Raw genomic sequence first — 17,894 nt, forward strand, 5'->3', positions numbered from 1 at the left:
CACCGTGGCTCCCTGGTGAGGGTGATCGTATGACAGGACGTCAGGGAGTCGGCGCGGCGGCGAGGGGGGCGCGGGCCCGCGGTCCGCGGGGCGCTCACCGGCGCGGTGACGCGGGCGAGGTGCGGGTGGCGGGCGGGGCGGCGCGGCGGCGGTAGACCAGGTACGGCCGGACCAGGTAGCCGACGGGCGCGCTCCACACGTGCACGAGCCGGGTGAACGGCCACGCCGCGAAGAGCAGGAAGGCCGTCAGGGCGTGCAGCCGGAACAGCAGCGGGGCCCCGGCGATGGCCTCGGGGTGGGGCCGCAGGAGGAACAGGCCGCGGAACCAGACGGAGACGGTCGACCGGTAGTCGTACCCGGCGCCGAGGACGTTGTGGGCGAGGGTCGCGGCGATGCCCAGCAGGACGGTCGCCGACAGCAGCGGGAAGAGCAGCTTGTCGCTGCGGTCGGTCCCCAGGCGGACGCGGCGGGTCAGCAGCCGCCGGGCGCACAGCATGCCGAGCCCGGTGACCATCGCGACCCCCGCCACCGAGCCCGCCCACACCGCGGCGGTGTGGTACGCGTGCTCGCCGATGCCGACGGCCGCTGTCCACGAGTCCGGGACGGCGAGCCCCACGACGTGCCCCGCTATCACCAGGAAGGCGCCGAGGTGGAACAGCGGGCTGCCCCAGCGCAGCCAGCGGTGTTCGAGGAGCTGGGTCGTGCGGGAGGTCCAGCCGAACTGGTCCTGCCGGTACCGCCAGACGTGCCCGACCGCGAACACGGCCAGGCAGACGTACGGGACGGCGACCCACAGCAGCAGGTCGGCGCCGCTCGTCGCGGCGAGCGGGGAGGAGGCGGCGCTCATCGGGAGCCTTCCGGGCGCGAGGGGGCGGGGCGGGGAGGGGACAGCGGCGGCGCGGGCGCGGTCGGGGGCGTGGACGGGAGCGGGGGCGGGGCGAGGGTGGGGCGCGCCCGCTCGGGCGGGACGAGGGCCCCCGGCGGCGCGAAGGCGCCCGGCGGGACGAAGGCCCCCGGTGGCGCGCAGGCGCCGGGCGGAGCCCAGGCGTCCGGCGCTGCGGAACCGCCCGCGCCCGCCCCGCCGTACGGGTCGAGCCCGACGTCCTCGCCGGGCGGCCCCTGCGCCGCCAGCTCCGCGACGGCCCGCAGGTCCGCCTCCGTGGGCGGCGGCAGGAGCGTCAGCAGGGCGGCCGTCACATGCCGGTAGGGCGATCCGTCGTCGGTCAGGGCCCGGTGGATCAGCTCCAGTCCGCGCCGGTGCCGGCGCAGCGGCGCCTCGCCCGCCCGGGGCCCGCCGAGCGCGGCGAACTCCAGCACGACCGGCAGGTGGTCGGGGAGTTCGCCGCCGGTGGTGTCCCAGCCCGCCGCCCGGTAGCTGCGCGCCAGGGCGAGCAGGGCCATGCCCCGGCGGCGGGTGTCGCCGTGCAGGTAGTAGGTGAGGTACAGGCTGCTCCTGCGGCGCAGGTCGAACGTCTCGACGTAGTGCCGCTCCAGCGCCTGGGCCTCCCGACCGGTGAACCAGGCGGTGAAGTCGGCCAGGTGCGCGGCGGCGGGGGAGGGCGGCAGCCCGGCGACCGCGGCGCCGAGGGCCGGCCGGGCGGCGGCGAGCTCGGCGTCCGGGTACTGGAGCAGCAGCGAGCACAACCGCAGCAGGAGCGCCCGGTCCCGCAGCTCCTCCACGGTGAGCCGGGCGGGGCGGCGCACGGCGGCCCGCACGCGGGAGCGGACGAGGGCGGGAACGGTCGCGGGCAGCGGGCTCACGGACGGCCTCCGGCGGGGGTCTCGGGCGCACGGCGGCGCACGGTGGGCATGCCGAGCGCGACCCCGCGGGGCCCGGCGGGGGAGGGGGGCGACCCGACCGGGCAGCGGTTCTCCACCGCGTCCAGGGCGGCGGCGTCCTCCTTGTGCGCGGCGGGGACGACGTACCGGTCGGCGTACTTGGCGACGGCGAGGAGCCGGTGCAGGTCCCGCGCCTCGCCGGCGGTGAGGCCCACGGCCCGCAGCGCCGTCTCGTCGCCGTCCCCGCCCAGGGAGCGCTCGCGCATGTACGAGCGCAGCGCGGTCAGCTTCATCAGCACCCCGCCGACCACGTCGGTGTCGCCCGCGGCGAACAGCTCCGCCAGGTACTCCAGCGGGATGCGCAGCCGGGTGACGGCGGCGAAGACGTGGTCGGGGTCGTCCTGGTCGCCGCCCGCCGCGCCGACGGCGTCGAGGACGGGGGAGAGCGGCGGCACGTACCAGACCATGGGCAGCGTCCGGTACTCCGGGTGCAGCGGCAGCGCCACCCCGTACCGCACCGCCAGGTCGTAGACCGGGGAGCGGCGGGCCGCCTCCAGCCAGTCCTCCGGGACGCCCGACTCCCGCGCCGCCGCCCGCACCCCGGGGTCCTCCGGGTCGAGGAAGACGCCGCGCTGGGCGTCGAGGAGGTCCCGCTCGTCCGGGGTGGCGGCGGCCTCGCCGACCCGGTCGGCGTCGTAGAGGAGCAGCCCCAGGTAGCGCAGCCGCCCGACGCAGGTCTCGGAGCACACGGTGGGCTGCCCGGCCTCGACGCGCGGGAAGCAGAAGGTGCACTTCTCCGCCTTGCCGGTGGCGTGGTTGACGTACACCTTCTTGTACGGGCAGGCCGTCACGCACATCCGCCAGCCGCGGCACCGGTCCTGGTCGACCAGGACGATGCCGTCCTCGACCCGCTTGTACATCGCGCCGGACGGGCAGGCGGAGACGCAGGCCGGGTTGAGGCAGTGCTCGCACAGGCGGGGCAGGTGGAAGAGGAAGGTCTGCTCGAACTCGAACCTCACCTTCTCGGCCCACTCGCCGGAGAGGTTCGGGTCGGCGCCGGCGTGCTCGGGCGCGCCTCCCAGACCGTCCTCCCAGTTCGCGCCCCAGGTGATGGCGGTGGGCTCCCCGGTGAGGACCGAGCGGGGGCGGGCGACGGGCATGTCCTGTCCCGCCGGGGCGCTGAGCAGGTTGTCGTAGTCGTAGGTGACCGGCTCGTAGTAGTCCTCGAGGGACGGCAGGTCGGGGTTGGAGAAGAGCGACAGCAGCCGTGCGAACCGGCCGCCGGAGCGCAGGACGAGCCGTCCGCGCCGGTCGAGCGCCCAGCCGCCCTTCCACCGCTCCTGGTCCTCGTAGCGGCGGGGGTAGCCGACGCCGGGCTTCGTCTCGACGTTGTTGAACCAGGCGTACTCGACGCCGCCGCGGTTGGTCCACGTCTGCTTGCAGGTGACCGAGCAGGTGTGGCAGCCGATGCACTTGTCCAGGTTCATCACCATCGCGACCTGTGCCATGACGCGCATCTCAGTACTCCACCTTCTGCGCGCGGCGGCGGATGACGGTGACCTCGTCGCGCTGGTTGCCGGTCGGGCCGTAGTAGTTGAAGGCGTAGGTGAACTGGGCGTAGCCGCCCGCCAGGTGGGTGGGCTTGAGCAGCAGCCGGGTCAGGGAGTTGTGGATGCCGCCGCGCCTGCCGCCGACCTCCGTCCTCGGCACGTTCACGGTGCGGTCCTGCGCGTGGTGCATGTACACGGTGCCCTCGGGCATGCGGTGGCTGACCACGGCGCGGGCGGCGACGACGCCGTTGCGGTTGTACGCCTCGACCCAGTCGTTGTCCCGCGCGCCGATCCTCCCGGCGTCCTGGGGGGACATCCAGATGGTGGGTCCGCCGCGGGACAGGTCGAGCATGTACGCGTTGTCCTGGTAGTTGGAGTGGATGGACCACTTCGAGTGCGGGGTGAGGTAGCGGACGGTGACCTCCGCCCGGCCCTCGTCGCCCAGGTGTTCGTCGCCGTGGTGCCGGAGCGCGTTCAGCGGGGGGCGGTAGACGGGGAGCTGCTCGCCCAGCTCGGCGATCCAGTCGTGCTGGACGAAGAAGTGCTGGCGGCCGGTGAGGGTGTGCCAGGGCTTCTTGTGCTCGGTGTTGATGACGAACGGGGAGTAGCGGCGCCCGCCCGTCTCGGAGCCCGACCACTCGTAGGAGGTGATCACGGAGCGGGGCTGGGTGCGGGTGTCGGCGAACGTGATCCGCTCCGCCTCGCGTTCGGCGGCGAGACCGACCAGGCCCTCGCGGCCGGTGCGCCGCTCCAGCTCCCGGAACCCCTCCGCGGCCAGGCGCCCGTTGGTGGTGCCGGACAGCGCGAGGATCGCCTCGCACATGTCGCTCGCGGTGGCGAGGGAGGGTCGCCCGGCGGCCACGCCGTCCCGGACGGTGCCGTTGCGGCGCCGCAGGTCGTCGATCTCCCGGTCCGGGTGGACGGTGACGCCCTTGGTGGTGGTGCCCAGGGTGTCCAGCAGCGGGCCGACGGCGCGCATCTTCTGCGCGGTCGCCGCGTAGTCCCGCTCGACCACGACCAGCTTCGGCATGGTCCGGCCCGGGACCGGTTCGCAGTCGCCGGCCCTCCAGTCCCGTACGACCCCGCCCGGCTGGGCCAGCTCGTCGGGGGTGTCGTGCAGCAGCGGCACGGCGATCACGTCGGTGCGGGCGCCCAGGTGCCCGGCGGCCAGCTCGCTGAACCGGTCCGCGATCGTCAGGAAGGCGTCGTAGTCGGTGCGGGCCTGCCAGGGCGGGGCGATGGCGGGCGTGAAGGCGTGCACGAAGGGGTGCATGTCCGTGCTGGACAGGTCGTCCTTCTCGTACCAGGTCGCCGCCGGGAGGACCACGTCGGCGAGCAGACCGGTGGACGTCATCCGGAAGTCCATGGTGACGAGCAGGTCCAGCTTCCCCTCCGGCGCCTCCTCCCGCCACACCACGTCCCGCGGGCGGCGGCCGGGCGGGGTCTCCTCGGAGCGGACGGAGGCGTCCGTGCCCAGCAGGTGCCGCAGGAAGTACTCGTTGCCCTTGCCGGAGGAGCCGAGCAGGTTGGCCCGCCACACCGTCAGGACGCGCGGGAAGTTGGCCGGGTCGTCCGGGTCCTCCGCGGCGAACCGCAGCCGCCCCGACTTCAGCTCGTCGACGATGTGCTCGGCGACCGGCCTGCCCCGCTCCCGCGCCTCGTCCGCGAGGTCGAGCGGGTTGCGGTTGAAGCCGGGGTGGCCCGGTGTCCAGCCGAGGCGGACCGCCTGGGCCAGGCAGTCGGCGAACCCCTTGCCCTCGAACCGGCCGCTGCCGAGGGGGGAGGCCAGCTCGTCGGGTCCGAACGCCTCGTACCGCCACTGGCCGGAGTTGAGGTACCAGTACGAGGTGCCCGCCATGTGCCGGGTGGGCCGCTGCCAGTCGAACGCGAACGACAGGTGCTGCTGCCCCGTGACCGGGCGGACCTTCTCCTGGCCCACGTAGTGCGCCCAGCCGCCGCCGTTGACGCCCTGGCAGCCCGTCATGGTGGTCAGGGCGAGGAAGGCGCGGTAGATGGTGTCCGAGTGGAACCAGTGGTTGGTGCCCGCGCCGAGCGCGATCATCGAACGGCCGCGGGTGCGCTCGGCGTTGCGGGCGAACTCCCGGGCGATGCGGGCCGCCTGCACGGCCGGGACGGCGGTGACCGCCTCCTGCCAGGCGGGGGTGTACGGCTGCGAGGGGTCGTCGTACGACGCCGGCCAGGTGCCCGGCAGGCCGGGGCGGTGGACGCCGTACTGGGCGAGCATCAGGTCGAAGACGGTGGTCACGAGCCGCCCGCCGACGCGCCGCACGGGCACCCCGCGCACCAGGACCGAACCGCCCTCCGTGGCGCCCTCGTCGAAGCGGGGCAGCGCGACCTCGGCCGTCGTCTGCACGGCCTGCCCGCCCTGCCCGCCCTCGCCGCCCTGGCCTTCCCTCCCGCCTTCGTGGAGCAGGCTCAGCACGGGCACGGTGTCACCGAGGTCCAGGTTCCAGCGGCCCTTCCCGGCCTCGCCCCACCGGAAGCCGAGGGAGCCGTTCGGCACCACCGGCTCCCCGGTCGCCGCGTCGATCAGCACGGTCTTGGACTCGGCGTGCTCCGTGTCGTGCCCGAGGTCGGCGGCGGTGAGGAACCCGTCCGGCACCAGCCGGCCCGAGGTGTGCTCGCGCAGCGCCACCAGGAACGGGGCGTCGGTGAAGGTGCGCAGGTAGTCCCGGAAGTACGGGACCTCCCGGTCGACCAGGAACTCGCGCAGGATCACATGGCCCATGGCCATCGCCAGCGCCCCGTCCGTGCCGGGGTGCGGGGCCAGCCACTCGTCGGCGTGCTTGACGTTGTCCGCGTAGTCCGGGCTGACCGCGACGACCTTGGTGCCGTTGTAGCGGGCCTCGGTCAGGAAGTGCGCGTCCGGTGTGCGGGTGACGGGGATGTTGGAACCCCACATGATCAGGTACCCGGCGTTCCACCAGTCGGCGGCCTCCGGCACGTCCGTCTGGTCGCCGAAGACCTGCGGGGAGGCGATCGGCAGGTCCGCGTACCAGTCGTAGAACGACAGCAGGGTGCCGCCGATCAGCGACATGAAGCGGGCGCCCGCCGCGAAGGACGCCATCGACATCGCCGGGATCGGGGAGAAGCCGGCCACCCGGTCCGGACCGTACGCCTTGACGGTGTGCACATGGGCGGCGGCGACCAGCTCGCTCACCTCGTCCCAGTCGGCGCGCACCAGGCCGCCCCTGCCCCGCGCCCGCTTGTACGCGCGGGACTTCACCGGGTCACCGGTGATCTCCGCCCAGGCCGCCACCGGGTCGCCCAGCCGGCTCCGGGCCTCCCGCCACAGCTCCAGCAGCTCGCCCCGCACGTACGGGTGGCGCACCCGGCCCGGCGAGTAGGTGTACCAGGAGAACGACGCCCCGCGCGGGCAGCCGCGCGGCTCGTACTCGGGGCAGTCCGGGCCGATCGACGGGTAGTCCGTGGCCTGGTGCTCCCAGGTGATGATCCCGTCCTTGACGTACACCATCCAGGAGCAGGAACCCGTGCAGTTGACCCCGTGGGTGGAGCGCACCACCTTGTCGTGCGCCCAGCGGTCCCGGTAGAACCCCTCCCACCGCGCGTCGCCCTCGGTGAACACGGCCCGCCCGTCGGCGGACACCTCACGGCGGGTGAGCAGTCTGCGGGCGGCCAGCGGCCAGCCCTCGCCGGCGCCGGGCGCCTGACGCCGTGCCTTCCGATCGTTCTCCATGGCCCTGGACGCTAGGCCGCCCACCGCGCCGACCACGTGGGGCCGCGGGTCCCCGCCCGGCGGCCCACCGGCCCCCCGCGGCGGGGCGGGGAAGGGACCCATGGCCCCGGTGCCGGGTCCGGTCGGCCGTGCGGGCGGGCTCGCCGTGCGGCGCATGCTGTCGGTGCCCGGACCGCGGACGCCCGTCCGTACGACCGCACCCGGCGCCCGGCAGGCGGCCCGTCTCCCCCGTCCCCCGGCCGCCGCCGGCACGGCGCGTACGGCGCGCGGCGCCCGGTCCGGTACCGCGTCCGGCCGCCGGCCGCTCCGCACGGCCGGACGCGGGCCTTCCCGGCGGGCCCCGGGCCCCTCGGACCGGGCCCCTCGGACCGGGTCCCTCGGACCGGGCCCCGCGAACCGGGCCGTCGGCGCGGGTGGTCCCGGCCCGGCGTCGGCCCGTTCCCCTGACCGGCCCCGACGCGGCGCGGCCCGACGTGTCCGGGAGGCCGTGCCGCCCCTCAAGCAGAGAAGGAGAACGACATGGACGGATCGCACCGCCGGGCCGCCGCACTGCTCGGCGCGGTGGGGGCGGCCCTGGCCGTCGCCGGACCGGTCATGGTGTGGCGCGGACGCGGCGGGAGGAAGGAGATCCGCGCCGAGCTGGCCGCCCAGCGGATCGCCTTCCCCGAGCACGGGCTGCCCGAGGGCCTCGCCGCGCACGCCGGGCGCGAGGTGGCCACCGGTCCCGACGCCCGCGCCTACGCCGAGTACATCAAGAGCAACCTGGCCCGCGCCACGGGCGGCCGGACGTACGCCGAGATCAGCGCGGAACTGCACGCCGCGGGCGGCCGGGACGAGAAGCTCGCCGAGGCGCGCCGGACCGCGTTCACGGGCGAGTCCCTGCGCGCCTCGCTGATGTCCGCCTACCAGGCGTGGCACCTCACGACCCTGGTGATCGGCCTCGGCGCGGCGCTGACGGGCCTCGGCGCCGCCCTGCTGGCCACCGCGGACGCCCTGGCCCCCGGCCGGCCCGGGCGGCCCTGACCGCCGGGGTGACCGGGGCGGGGGCCGCGCTTCCGCCGTCCGGCGGGTCCGGCCGGCCCCTCGCCGGGCCGTACGGCCCGGCGGCGGCGGGGCGCGGACCGGGCGAGACTGGGAAACGGGGGATGGCCGGACGAGCGAACGGCGGGAGGACCGAACGCCTGGACGGTGGGACGCCCGCACAGCTGGACGGCTGGGCGGCTGGACGACGGTGTACGAGGAGGCATGGTGAGTGGTCTGGTGGTCGTGGGCGTGGACGGTTCGGACTCCGGTCTCGCCGCGGCGGAGGAGGCGGCGCGGGAGGCGCGGGCGCGCGGGGCGGCGCTGAAGGTGGTGCACGCGTTCGTATGGCCGGCGATGCACGTACCGCTGGGGCCCTCGCCGCTGGGGCCACCGGGCGGCGGCCTGCGGAACATGGCCCTGCGCGCGGTGGCCGAGGCGGTCGAGCGGGCGCGGACGGCGGCGCCGGGGATCGAGGTCACCCACGCCGTGGTGAGCGGCGAACCGCTGACCGTGCTGGAGGCGCAGTCACGCGACGCGGAGCTGGTGGTGGTCGGCTCCCGCGGCATGGGCGGATTCGTCGGGCTGATGGTGGGGTCGACCGCGGTGCACCTGGCGGCGCACGGCCGGTGCCCGGTGCTGGTGGTGCGCGGGGAGCGGCGGGCCGACGGGCCCGTCGTGGTGGGCGTCGACGGCTCGCCCGCGGGGGAGGACGCGGTGGACTTCGCCTTCGCCGAGGCCGACCTGCGGGGCGCGCCGCTCGTGGCGCTGCACGCCTGGACCACGTGGAACGCGCCGCTGCCGGCGCCGCAGGGGGCGGCGGTCCCCTACGCGAACCCGCGCGGCGCCCTCGCCGCCGAGGAGGAGCGGCTGCTGTCCGAGGCGCTCGCCGGACGCCGGGAGCGCCACCCCGAGGTGGCGGTGGAGCACCGGCTGGTGCACGGCGCGACGCGGGAGGCGCTGATCGAGGCGAGCCGGTCGGCCCGGCTCCTGGTGGTCGGGGCGCGCGGGCGCGGCGGCTTCACCGGGCTGCTGCTGGGGTCGGTCAGCCAGGCCCTGCTGCACCACGCGGAATGCCCGGTCGCGGTGGTACGGGGAGCCGCCGGGCGCCGCTGAAGGCGGCGCGGGGCCTGCCTCGAGGGCCGCGCCGGTCAGCCCTGGACGATGCGCCGGACCCCGGCGATGCCCTCGCGGGTGCCGATGACCACCAGGACGTCCCCGGCCCGCAGGACCTGCTCCGGGCCGGGCGAGGCGAGCACGTCCTCACCGCGCACCAGGGCCACGATCGAGGCCCCGGTGCGGGTCCGGGCACGGGTGTCGCCGAGGGCCCGGCCCGCGTACGGGCTGCCGGGCAGCACCTCGATCTGCTCCGCGCCCAGACCGGGCACCTCGCGGGTCAGGTCGGCGAACCGCTCCGCGATGCGCGGCGCGCCGAGGATCTCCGCCAGGGTGTCGGCCTCCGCGCCGGTGAGCCGCAGCAGCGGGCGGGCCTCGTCGGGGTCGTCGCGGGGGTACACCACCAGCTCGAAGTCGCCCGAGCGCTGCGCGATGACGCCGATCCGGTCGCCGTCGTGGTTGACGAAGTCGTACCGCAGCCCGACCCCGGGCAGCAGCACCTCGTTGACGTCCATGGGATCTCCCCGCCGGTCGTGGGTCCGATGGCCGGTGCGGCCCGTTCGCGCGCCCGCCGTGCACTGATAGTCGGCAGGCGCGGCCGGGTACCCGTGCAGCGACGCGCCGTCCGTCCCCGGCCGGGCCCGTACGGCCGACGGCCGGGACCGGCGGGCGGGCCGGACGGCGCGGGCAGGGCCGGGCGGCCCGGCGGACGGCCCGATGGCCCCCTGTCCGGGGCGCCGGGGCCGCACCGAGGGTGGAGTGGCGCGGCCCCGTGCGGCGGCGGCAGGACGAGAAGGGAGAGGCCAGTTGAGTGAACCGGTGATCGAAGGGGTGGACGGTTCCGCGTACGGACCCGTGGGCCTCCCCGCCGCGGGCGTCCGCGCCTCCGCGTCCGCGGGACTCCGCGCGGCGGCGGCCCGTGCCGCGCGTCCGCGCACGGCTCCGCCGGCGGGGGAGTGACCATGCCGCGTCCGACCCCCACCGCTTCCGGCCCCGGCGCCGCCCCCGGCCGTACGTCCCGGGAACCGGTGGCGCACGCCTACCGGCGCGGCGCCGCCGAGGTGGCGGACCTGCTGGGCGTGGACCCGGCGGCCGGCCTGTCCGCGGCGGAGGCCCGGCGGCGGGCGGCCGACTGGGGCGCCAACGAGCTGGCCGAACCGGCCCGCCGGCCGCAGTGGCTGCGCCTGCTGGACCAGTTCCGGAGCTGGCTGATCGGCATCCTGCTCGGTGCTGCCGTCCTGGCGGGGATCATCGGCGACCTCAGGGACGCCGTCGTCATCACCGTCGTCCTCCTCGTCAACGCCCTCATCGGCTTCCTCCAGGAGCGCCGCGCCGAGCGCAGCCTGGAGGCGCTGCGGCGGATGCTGGTCCCCACCGCGCGGGTACGCCGCGACGGCGAGGTCCGCACCGTCCCGGCGCGCGAGCTGGTGCCCGGTGACGTGGTCCTGCTGGAGGCGGGCGACCGCGTCCCCGCCGACGGGCGCCTGGTGGTCGCCGAGTCCGTCGAGGTCGCCGAGGCGGCGCTGACCGGCGAGTCCCAGCCCGTGGCCAAGACGACGGCGCCCGCCGGTGCCGGCGACGAGGCCCCCGTGCCCGTCGCCGAACGCACCGGCACGCTCTTCATGAACACCGCCCTCACGCGCGGCCGCGCCGAGATGGTCGTCACCGCCACCGGCATGGGCACCGAGGTCGGGGCGATCGCCGAGGCGCTGCGCACCGGCGGCGAACCGCCCAGCCCGCTGCGGGTCCAGATGGACAGCCTGGGCCGGCGCCTCGCCCTGGTCAGCGGCGTCGCCGTGGCCGCCTACGCGCTCGTCGCGCTGGCGCGCGGCGAGGACCTGGCGGATCTGGCGCTGCGGGCCGTGGCGCTGGCGGTCGCCGCCATCCCCGAGGGGCTGCCCGCCGTCCTCGCCCTCACCCTGGCCCTCGGTGTGCACCGGATGGCCCGCCGGGGCGCCATCGTCAAACGCCTGGCCTCCGTCGAGGCGCTCGGCTCCGCGACCGTGGTGTGCAGCGACAAGACCGGCACGCTGACCCTGAACGAGATGACCGCCCGCGCCCTGTGGGCCGCCGGGCGGCTGTACGAGGTGACCGGCGAGGGGTACGGCACCGACGGCGCCGTGCGCCCCGCCGGGCCGGGCGACCGCGGGGACGCGCCCCCGGAGCCGCCGCGCGAGGCGGTCCTGCCGTTCGCGCTCTGCAACGACGCCGCCCTGTCCCCCGGGGGCGGTGCCGTCGGGGACCCCACGGAGGCCGCCCTGCTCGTCCTCGCCGCCAAGGCGGGGCTCGACCCGGCGGCGCCGCGCGCCCGCACCCCGCGTACCGGCGAGATCCCCTTCGACCCGGCCGAGAAGTACATGGCCACCTTCCACACGGACGCCGACGGCGGTGTCCGCGTCCACGTCAAGGGAGCCGTGGACGTCCTGCTGGACCGCTGCACCCACGTCCTCACGGAGGACGGGCCCGTCCCCCTGACGGACGAGCGGCGGGCGGAGATCACCGCCGTCGCCCGCCGCATGGGCGGCGAGGGGCTGCGCGTCCTCGGCGCCGCCACCGCCACCACGGCCGCCCCCGACGCCACCGCGAGCGACGGACGGGACCGGCCGCACGCGCTTCCGGCGACGGGGCTGACCCTCACGGCGGTCGCCGGCATCGCCGACCCGCCCCGCCCCCAGGCCCACGACGCCGTGGCCCTCGCCCGCGCGGCCGGTGTCACCGTCAAGATGATCACCGGGGACCACGCCGACACCGCCACCGCCATCGCCCGCGAGCTCGGCATCGACGGCGACGTCGTCACCGGCGCCGAACTCGACCGGATGAGCGAACGGGACCTCGCGGACCGCATCGAGGACATCGGCGTCTTCGCCCGCGTCGCCCCCGAGCACAAGGTGACCATCGTGCGGGCCCTCTCCGCGGGCGGCCACATCGTGGCCATGACGGGTGACGGGGTCAACGACGCCGCCGCGCTGCGCGCCGCGCACATCGGCGTCGCCATGGGCATCACCGGGACCGACGTCGCCAAGGAGGCCGCCGACGTGGTCCTCACCGACGACGACTTCTCCACCATCGTCCGGGCCGTCCGCGAGGGCCGCTCCCTCTACGACAACATCGTCACCTTCGTCCGCTTCCAGCTCTCCACCAACATCGGAGCCATCCTCACCCTGCTCGCCGCCGTGCTGACCGGGCTGCCCACCCCGATGACCGCGATCCAGCTCCTGTGGGTCAACATCATCATGGACGGGCCTCCCGCGATGGCCCTGGGCATCGACCCACCGCGGGGCGACGTGATGAGCCGCCCGCCCCGCCCGCCGAGCGAACGCATCCTCAACTACCGCCGGCTGACCGTCATCGTCCGCGCCGGCCTGGTCATGACCGTCGGCACCCTCGCCGTCTTCGCCCTGGCCCGCCGGTACACCGACGAGGCGACCGCCGCGACCATGGCCTTCACCACCTTCGTGCTCTTCCAGCTCTGCAACGCCCTGGCGGCGCGCAGCGAGGACGGCCCGGTGCTCGGCCGCTTCCAGCTCCGCAACCGCACCCTGTGGATCTGCCTGGGGGCCGTCCTCGTCCTCCAGGTGGTCGCCGTCCAGGTGCCCTTCGCCCAGGGCGTCTTCGACACCGTGGCCCTCAGCGCGGCCCAGTGGGCCGTGTGCCTGGCCGCCGCATCCACGGTGCTGCTGGCCGAGCAGGCCTGGCGCACCGGACGCGCCCGGTCGGCCCACCGCCGCGCGGGCGGCCGAGCCGGGAGCTGAACCGCCGGCGCCCGCCCGCGGCACCGCCCGGCCGGAGCGGGCCCCGGGCGGGTGACGAACTCGCCGGGGCGCCGTTCCAGGCGGGCATGGCAGTGCCTCCGGGAGGTGACCGAGGGGAGAGCCGCCATGCGATGCGGTACGCGGAGATCCTGACCCGGATCCGCCCGCGCGGTGTGCGGGAGTGCCCCGGGGCGCGGCAGCGGCACCGCACACCCGCGTACCGGCGCCGCGTACCGGCACACCGGGGTGCCGGGGCGGCGCACGGCACGGCGTGTCCGCGTACCGCGTTCACCGCCCCGGCGGACCCGAGCCCCGCGCACGGCCGGGTACACCCGCGCACCGGCCCCGGTGCACGGGCGGGTGCCCCAGGGCCGTCCGGCCGGGCACATGGTCAGGCGTGCGGTACGACCGCCACCGGCGCCGCGCAGTGGCGCAGCACCGCGTGCGCGACGGGGCCGATGTGCGCCCCCAGCGCCGCGTGGCGCACCCGCCGCCCCACGACCAGCAGTGAGGCGCCCCGCGCCGCCTCCGCCAGGTGCTCGCCGGGAGACCCGACCACGCACTGCTCGGCCACGGGCACCTCGGCGTACATGTCCCGCCAGGGGCGGAGCACGCCGGTGAGCGGGGGCGTACCGGGGCGCGACGGCCCGCCGCCGGGGCCGGGCGCGGCGGACGCGGACCCGGACCCGCCGTGTCCCGCCCCGGCGCTCCAGCCGTGCACGACCCGGAGGGCGGCCCCGCGGGAGGCCGCGGCGTCGAAGGCGTACCCGACCAGCGCGTCGCTCGGCCGGGCGAGGTCGAGACCGAGCACCACCTCCCCGCCCCCAGGCACCGCGTCCCCGGCCGCACCGGGCACGTCCCCGGCCGCACCGGGCACGTCCCCGGCCGCACCGGGCACGTCCCCGGCCGGACCGGGCGGGGGCCAGGCAGCCGCCCGCGCCCGTACGACGACGACCGGGCACGGCGCGTGCGCGATGACGGGCAGCGACACCGAGCCCGCGAGCAGTCCGCCCACCGCGCCGAGCCCCCGCGAGCCGAGGACCAGCACCTCCGCGTCCCGCGCCGACCGGAGCAGGGCCCGCGCGGGGCGCCCGGGGCCCTGCTCGACGGCGACGTCCAGGCCGGGCGCGGCCCGCCGCAGCCGCTCGGCGACCTCACGGGGGACGCGCCCGGGCCGGCGCCGGATGAGCACCGCCCCGGCGGACGCGGGCGCCGCGCCCGTCATGGGCGGCCGGACGAGGGACGCCGCCCGGTCCTGCCCGATGTGCACGATCCGCAGGGGCAGGGCCCGCCGCCGGGCCTCCGCGGCGGCCCACTCCGCCGCGGCCAGCGACTCGGCCGAGCCGTCCACACCGGCGACGACGCTGCGGCTCGACGGGCTCGACGGGCTCGACGGGCTCGACGGGCTCGACGGGCTCCACGGGCTTGAGGGGCTTGGCACGGGGTTCCTCCGGGAGGTGCGGTCGACGGTGCCGGTTCGCGGTCGGTGAGGCCGGGGTGCTCGGGCCGGTCCGGTCGGGAGCCGGGCACGGCGGCGGCACCGGCGCGGGCGGCCGGCACAGGACGTGCCCGCCGTGCGCCGGCCGGTCACGGGGCGGGGGTGATCAGGCCGTAGTGGCCGTCGTAGCGGTGGTAGAGCACACTGCCCCGGCCGGTGGCCGTGTCCCTGAAGAAGACGAACGGCAGGCCGGTGAGCCGCAGCCGCTGGACGGCTCCGGCCACCGTGCTCGCGGGCACGGGGGCGGCGCTGACCGTGAACTCCCCGGCCCGTTCGGGGCGCGGGGTGCCCAGCGACGCCATGCGGGGGCGGCCGGTGCGGGGGTCGCGGTAGACGACGCTGTCGTGACCGGTCGCCAGGTCCGTGAAAAGCCAGAAGCCGTGGTCCATGGCCTCCAGGTCGATCACCGCGTCCTCGGGGGTCTGGCGGGCCAGGAAGAACGTCTTGCGGCGGACCACGCCGCGCTCCTCCGCCGGTACGTGACGCCGGCGCGGCCGGTGCGCGTCACCGGCGGGGGCCGGTCGCGGCTCGTCCGGGCCGTGGCGGTCCGACCCGCGCGAGGCGTGCCGCCGTACGCGGGCGAGCCGTGCCCGCAGCCGGTCCTGCAGCAGGTCGACGGCCTCGAACAGGGTGGTCGCGGCCACATGGGCGCGTACCGGCCGGCCGTTGACGTCCACCATCGCCTGGGCCGTCGCCTCCGGCGTGCCGGCCACCTGGGTGAGCTTCACCCGCGCGGCCAGCACCGGTTCGCTCAGGTGGACCAGTACGGCGGCCACCTTCTCCTGGGCGTACTCCGCCGCGCTGTGCGGGACGCGCCCCCGGGTCCGCACCTGGACGTCGACTTCCTGACGGGTCTTCAGACCGCTCATGGCAACCCCTCCTTGTCCGCTCCCAGCCTGTCGGCCGCCCGTACGCCGGGGGAGAGCCGAGCGGACCCGCGGCGGGGAGCCACCGGGCCCTCGCCGCACGGGCGCCGGGCCCCTGCGCGCGGGCTCTTCCGAGGGGACCTTCGGCCCTCACGGCCGCGCGGCGCCCGGCCTCACCGGCACCCCGCCCCGTCAGGCCACACCCGAGGGGCGCTCCCGGTCGTACCGCGGCGGACACGGGCCGGGGGCCTCGGCCTCCGTGCCCCCGGCGAGCCGCCCGGCCGGCATGGCGCCCCCGGCCGGCATCGCGTCCCCGGCCGGCGCGCCCCGGCCCGCGTGCCCGGCCGTCAGCCGGCTCGTCACCCCGATCACCCCGTCCACCTGCCAGGCGGCCAGGACCCAGGCGGCCGTGTCGGCACCGGGCGGCGGGGAGCCCGCGAGGGTGACCACCCCGTCGCCGACCTCCACGCTGACCGCGGGCGCGGCCGGGGAACCGGCCCGCAGGGCGCGGGCGACGTCCGCGAGGATCTCCTCGTCGCTCCGGAGGAAGACGCGCAGGAGGTCCCGGCGCGTCGTGATCCCGATGAGGCGGTCCTCCTCGTCGACCACGGGCAGCCGGTCGATCCGGCGGCGCTCCATGAGGCGCGCCGCGTCGACGACCCGCTGCTCGGGGTGGACGGTGACCGCGGGGCTGGTCATCAGCCCGCCCGCGGTACGGGGCGCGGCGGCGGGGCCGCGCCCGGCGATCCGCCGCAGGGCGCGCAGCACCCGGCGCGGCCCGAGCACGGCCCCGCGGGGCGCGGCCGCCTGCCGCCGGGTGAGGTCGGTCTGCGAGACGACGCCGACGACCTTGTCGTCCTCGTCCACTACGGGCAGGCCGCTGATCCGGTGGACGGTCAGCAGCCGGGCCAGCTCACCGACGGAGGTGTCCGGTCGCGCCTGCACCACCTCGCCGGTCATCACGTCGCCCACGGTCCGGTTCCCGACCATCTTCCTCATCTCCTCCCGTACGACCCGTACGACGCTGGTGCGCATCGCGGACGCGACACATCACGGACACGGCACATCGCCGACACGACACATCGCGGACGCGGACGGCGCGGCCCCCGGCCCTCGCCCGGCCCACCGGGGGCGGCACGCGCCCCGGCGCCCGGCCCCGCGGCACCGAGCCGCCCCCGGCCGCGTACCGCCGAGCACATCGGCCCGCGCCCTACTCCACGGTGCCGCGAGCGGCCGCCACCGCACAGAACCGGTCAGGTCCCCACCACTGGGCCGATGGGCCCGGCCGGCCGGGAGGGCGGGTGCGGGGGCGTCGTAACCGACCAGGGCGACGGGACGGCACCACCAGCCCCCGTCCCCCCGCTTCGGACCCCGGACCCCGTGGGGCCGGACCCCCACCGTCCGGTCCGCGCCCCCGCTCCGGGGCCCTCGGCGGGCGCTCCGGGGCCCTCGGCGGGTCGGGTCGGGACCTGTGGCCCCTGCGGGGCGCGGCGGGGCGGGGCATCGTGGGAGTGCCGTCCCGCCACGCCCCCGAGGAGCCCCGGATGTCCCGCACCGTCACCGTCGGAGTCGACGGATCAAGAGAGAGCCTCGCCGCGGTCGACTGGGCCGCCGGGGAGGCCGTCCGCCGGGCCGTCGCGCTGCGGCTGCTCCACGTCTGGGGCGGGGAGGACCCCCGCACCCACCTGGTGGACCAGGAGACGGCGCGTGGCTGGGGCGAGCGGACGCTGGACGCGGCGCGGCGGCGGCTGGTCCGGCGCCACCCGGACCTCCGGGTCGAGACGCGGTGGGTCGCCGGCGACCCCGTGGAGACGCTGGACGCCGCCGCCCAGGAGTCCGAGGTGCTGGTCCTGGGCTCCCGCGGCCTGACGGGTCTGCGGGGCTTCCTGGCCGGTTCGGTGTCGCTGGCCGTACTGGCCCGCGTCCGGCGCCCGGTCGTCCTCGTCCGCCCGCACAACAGCCCGGCGCCCGGGGCGGACGGCCCGGCGGAGCCGCTCCACGGCGGACCCGATGAGCGGGACGGGGGCGTCCTCCCGGCCGGGGAGGTCGTCGTGGGCCTGGACGTGTTCGGTCCCTGCGACGAGGTGCTCGGCTTCGCCTTCGCCGCGGCCGAGCGGTTCGGCTGCCCGCTCCGGGCGATGCACGCCTGGACCGTCCCCGCCGCGGTGTACGGGCCCGACATGGGCGGGGCCCTGCCCATGCTCCTGACCGAGCTGGAGGAGGACGCCCGCCGCGCGCTCGACGAGGTACTGGTGCCGTGGACGGACAAGTACCCCCGCGTGCCGGTCCTGCGCGACTGCCACCAGGGGCGGCCCGCCCAGGACCTCGCGGACGCGGCGCACGACGCCCGGCTCGTCGTGGTGGGCCGCAAGAACCGGCGCGCGCGGTTCGGCACCCACATCGGGGCCGTCACCCACGCCGTGGTGCACCACTCGCCGGCGCCCGTGGCCGTCGTCCCGCACGACTGACGGCCCGGCGCACCGGCCCCGGCCCCACCCGTACGGCCCATCGCCGGGCGGGTGGGGCCGGGCCGTTCCGGCAACCGCGCTCGGCTCCCGGTCCCGGGGCCCCGGGCCGTGCGTCCGAACCGCCCGG

12 protein-coding genes are annotated in these 17,894 nt (G+C 77.0%); 4 read left to right on the top strand and 8 right to left on the bottom strand.

What is annotated here, in order from left to right; genetic code table 11:
* Positions 1-94: 94 nt before the first annotated feature.
* Genes narI through CP974_RS25600 form a run of 4 tightly spaced genes read right to left on the bottom strand, consistent with a single transcriptional unit; the run spans position 95 to position 7,047 of the window.
* Positions 95-847 carry a respiratory nitrate reductase subunit gamma gene (narI, locus tag CP974_RS25585; RefSeq protein ID WP_031137357.1) on the bottom strand — a complete coding sequence of 251 codons (753 nt, stop codon included), beginning with the start codon at positions 845-847 and terminating at the stop codon, positions 95-97.
* Positions 844-1,761: a nitrate reductase molybdenum cofactor assembly chaperone gene (narJ, locus tag CP974_RS25590; protein WP_150485863.1), complete on the bottom strand. Its 918-nt coding sequence runs from the start codon at positions 1,759-1,761 to the stop codon at positions 844-846. Before narJ ends, narI begins: the two co-directional genes overlap by 4 nt.
* A complete protein-coding gene (narH, locus tag CP974_RS25595; protein ID WP_031129228.1) occupies positions 1,758-3,296 on the bottom strand; it encodes a nitrate reductase subunit beta in 1,539 nt (512 codons plus the stop codon). The genes narJ and narH overlap by 4 nt, the downstream gene beginning before the upstream one ends.
* A 1-nt stretch (position 3,297) precedes the next feature.
* A complete protein-coding gene (locus CP974_RS25600) occupies positions 3,298-7,047 on the bottom strand; it encodes a nitrate reductase subunit alpha (RefSeq protein ID WP_031129227.1) in 3,750 nt (1,249 codons plus the stop codon).
* Between the two features lie 519 nt (positions 7,048-7,566).
* Here CP974_RS25600 and CP974_RS25605 point away from each other — a divergent pair.
* Positions 7,567-8,070, top strand: coding sequence for a hypothetical protein (locus CP974_RS25605; protein ID WP_031129225.1), 504 nt, complete (start codon positions 7,567-7,569; stop codon positions 8,068-8,070).
* Between the two features lie 225 nt (positions 8,071-8,295).
* The gene (locus CP974_RS25610) at positions 8,296-9,183 is read left to right on the top strand and encodes a universal stress protein (protein WP_031129223.1); all 888 of its coding nucleotides are present in this window, start codon (positions 8,296-8,298) and stop codon (positions 9,181-9,183) included.
* Between the two features lie 35 nt (positions 9,184-9,218).
* Here the strand turns inward: CP974_RS25610 and CP974_RS25615 are convergent, their stop codons facing one another.
* Entirely contained in the window at positions 9,219-9,698 is a 480-nt protein-coding gene (locus CP974_RS25615; protein WP_031129222.1) for a cation:proton antiporter regulatory subunit, read from the bottom strand.
* Positions 9,699-10,145: 447 nt separating this feature from the next.
* Between CP974_RS25615 and CP974_RS25620 the strand changes: the two genes are divergently transcribed.
* On the top strand, positions 10,146-12,935 hold the full coding sequence (locus CP974_RS25620) for a cation-translocating P-type ATPase (RefSeq protein ID WP_086731629.1): 2,790 nt from the start codon (positions 10,146-10,148) through the stop codon (positions 12,933-12,935).
* 391 nt (positions 12,936-13,326) lie between these two features.
* Here CP974_RS25620 and CP974_RS25625 read toward each other — a convergent pair whose 3' ends face one another.
* The 3 genes from CP974_RS25625 to CP974_RS25635 form a co-directional block, all read right to left on the bottom strand.
* On the bottom strand, positions 13,327-14,376 hold the full coding sequence (locus CP974_RS25625) for a universal stress protein (RefSeq protein WP_078915375.1): 1,050 nt from the start codon (positions 14,374-14,376) through the stop codon (positions 13,327-13,329).
* 146 nt (positions 14,377-14,522) lie between these two features.
* Positions 14,523-15,302 (bottom strand): sigma 54 modulation/S30EA ribosomal C-terminal domain-containing protein, encoded by a 780-nt coding sequence (locus tag CP974_RS25630; RefSeq protein WP_031129219.1) that lies wholly within the window; start codon positions 15,300-15,302, stop codon positions 14,523-14,525.
* Positions 15,303-15,491: 189 nt separating this feature from the next.
* Entirely contained in the window at positions 15,492-16,334 is an 843-nt protein-coding gene (locus CP974_RS25635) for a CBS domain-containing protein (protein ID WP_223844441.1), read from the bottom strand.
* A gap of 509 nt (positions 16,335-16,843) precedes the next feature.
* Here CP974_RS25635 and CP974_RS25640 point away from each other — a divergent pair.
* Positions 16,844-17,767, top strand: coding sequence for a universal stress protein (locus CP974_RS25640; RefSeq protein WP_031129217.1), 924 nt, complete (start codon positions 16,844-16,846; stop codon positions 17,765-17,767).
* The last annotated feature ends 127 nt before the right edge of the window (positions 17,768-17,894 follow it).

Origin of the sequence: Streptomyces fradiae ATCC 10745 = DSM 40063 (genome assembly GCF_008704425.1) — a bacterium.
GTDB lineage: Bacteria > Actinomycetota > Actinomycetes > Streptomycetales > Streptomycetaceae > Streptomyces > Streptomyces fradiae.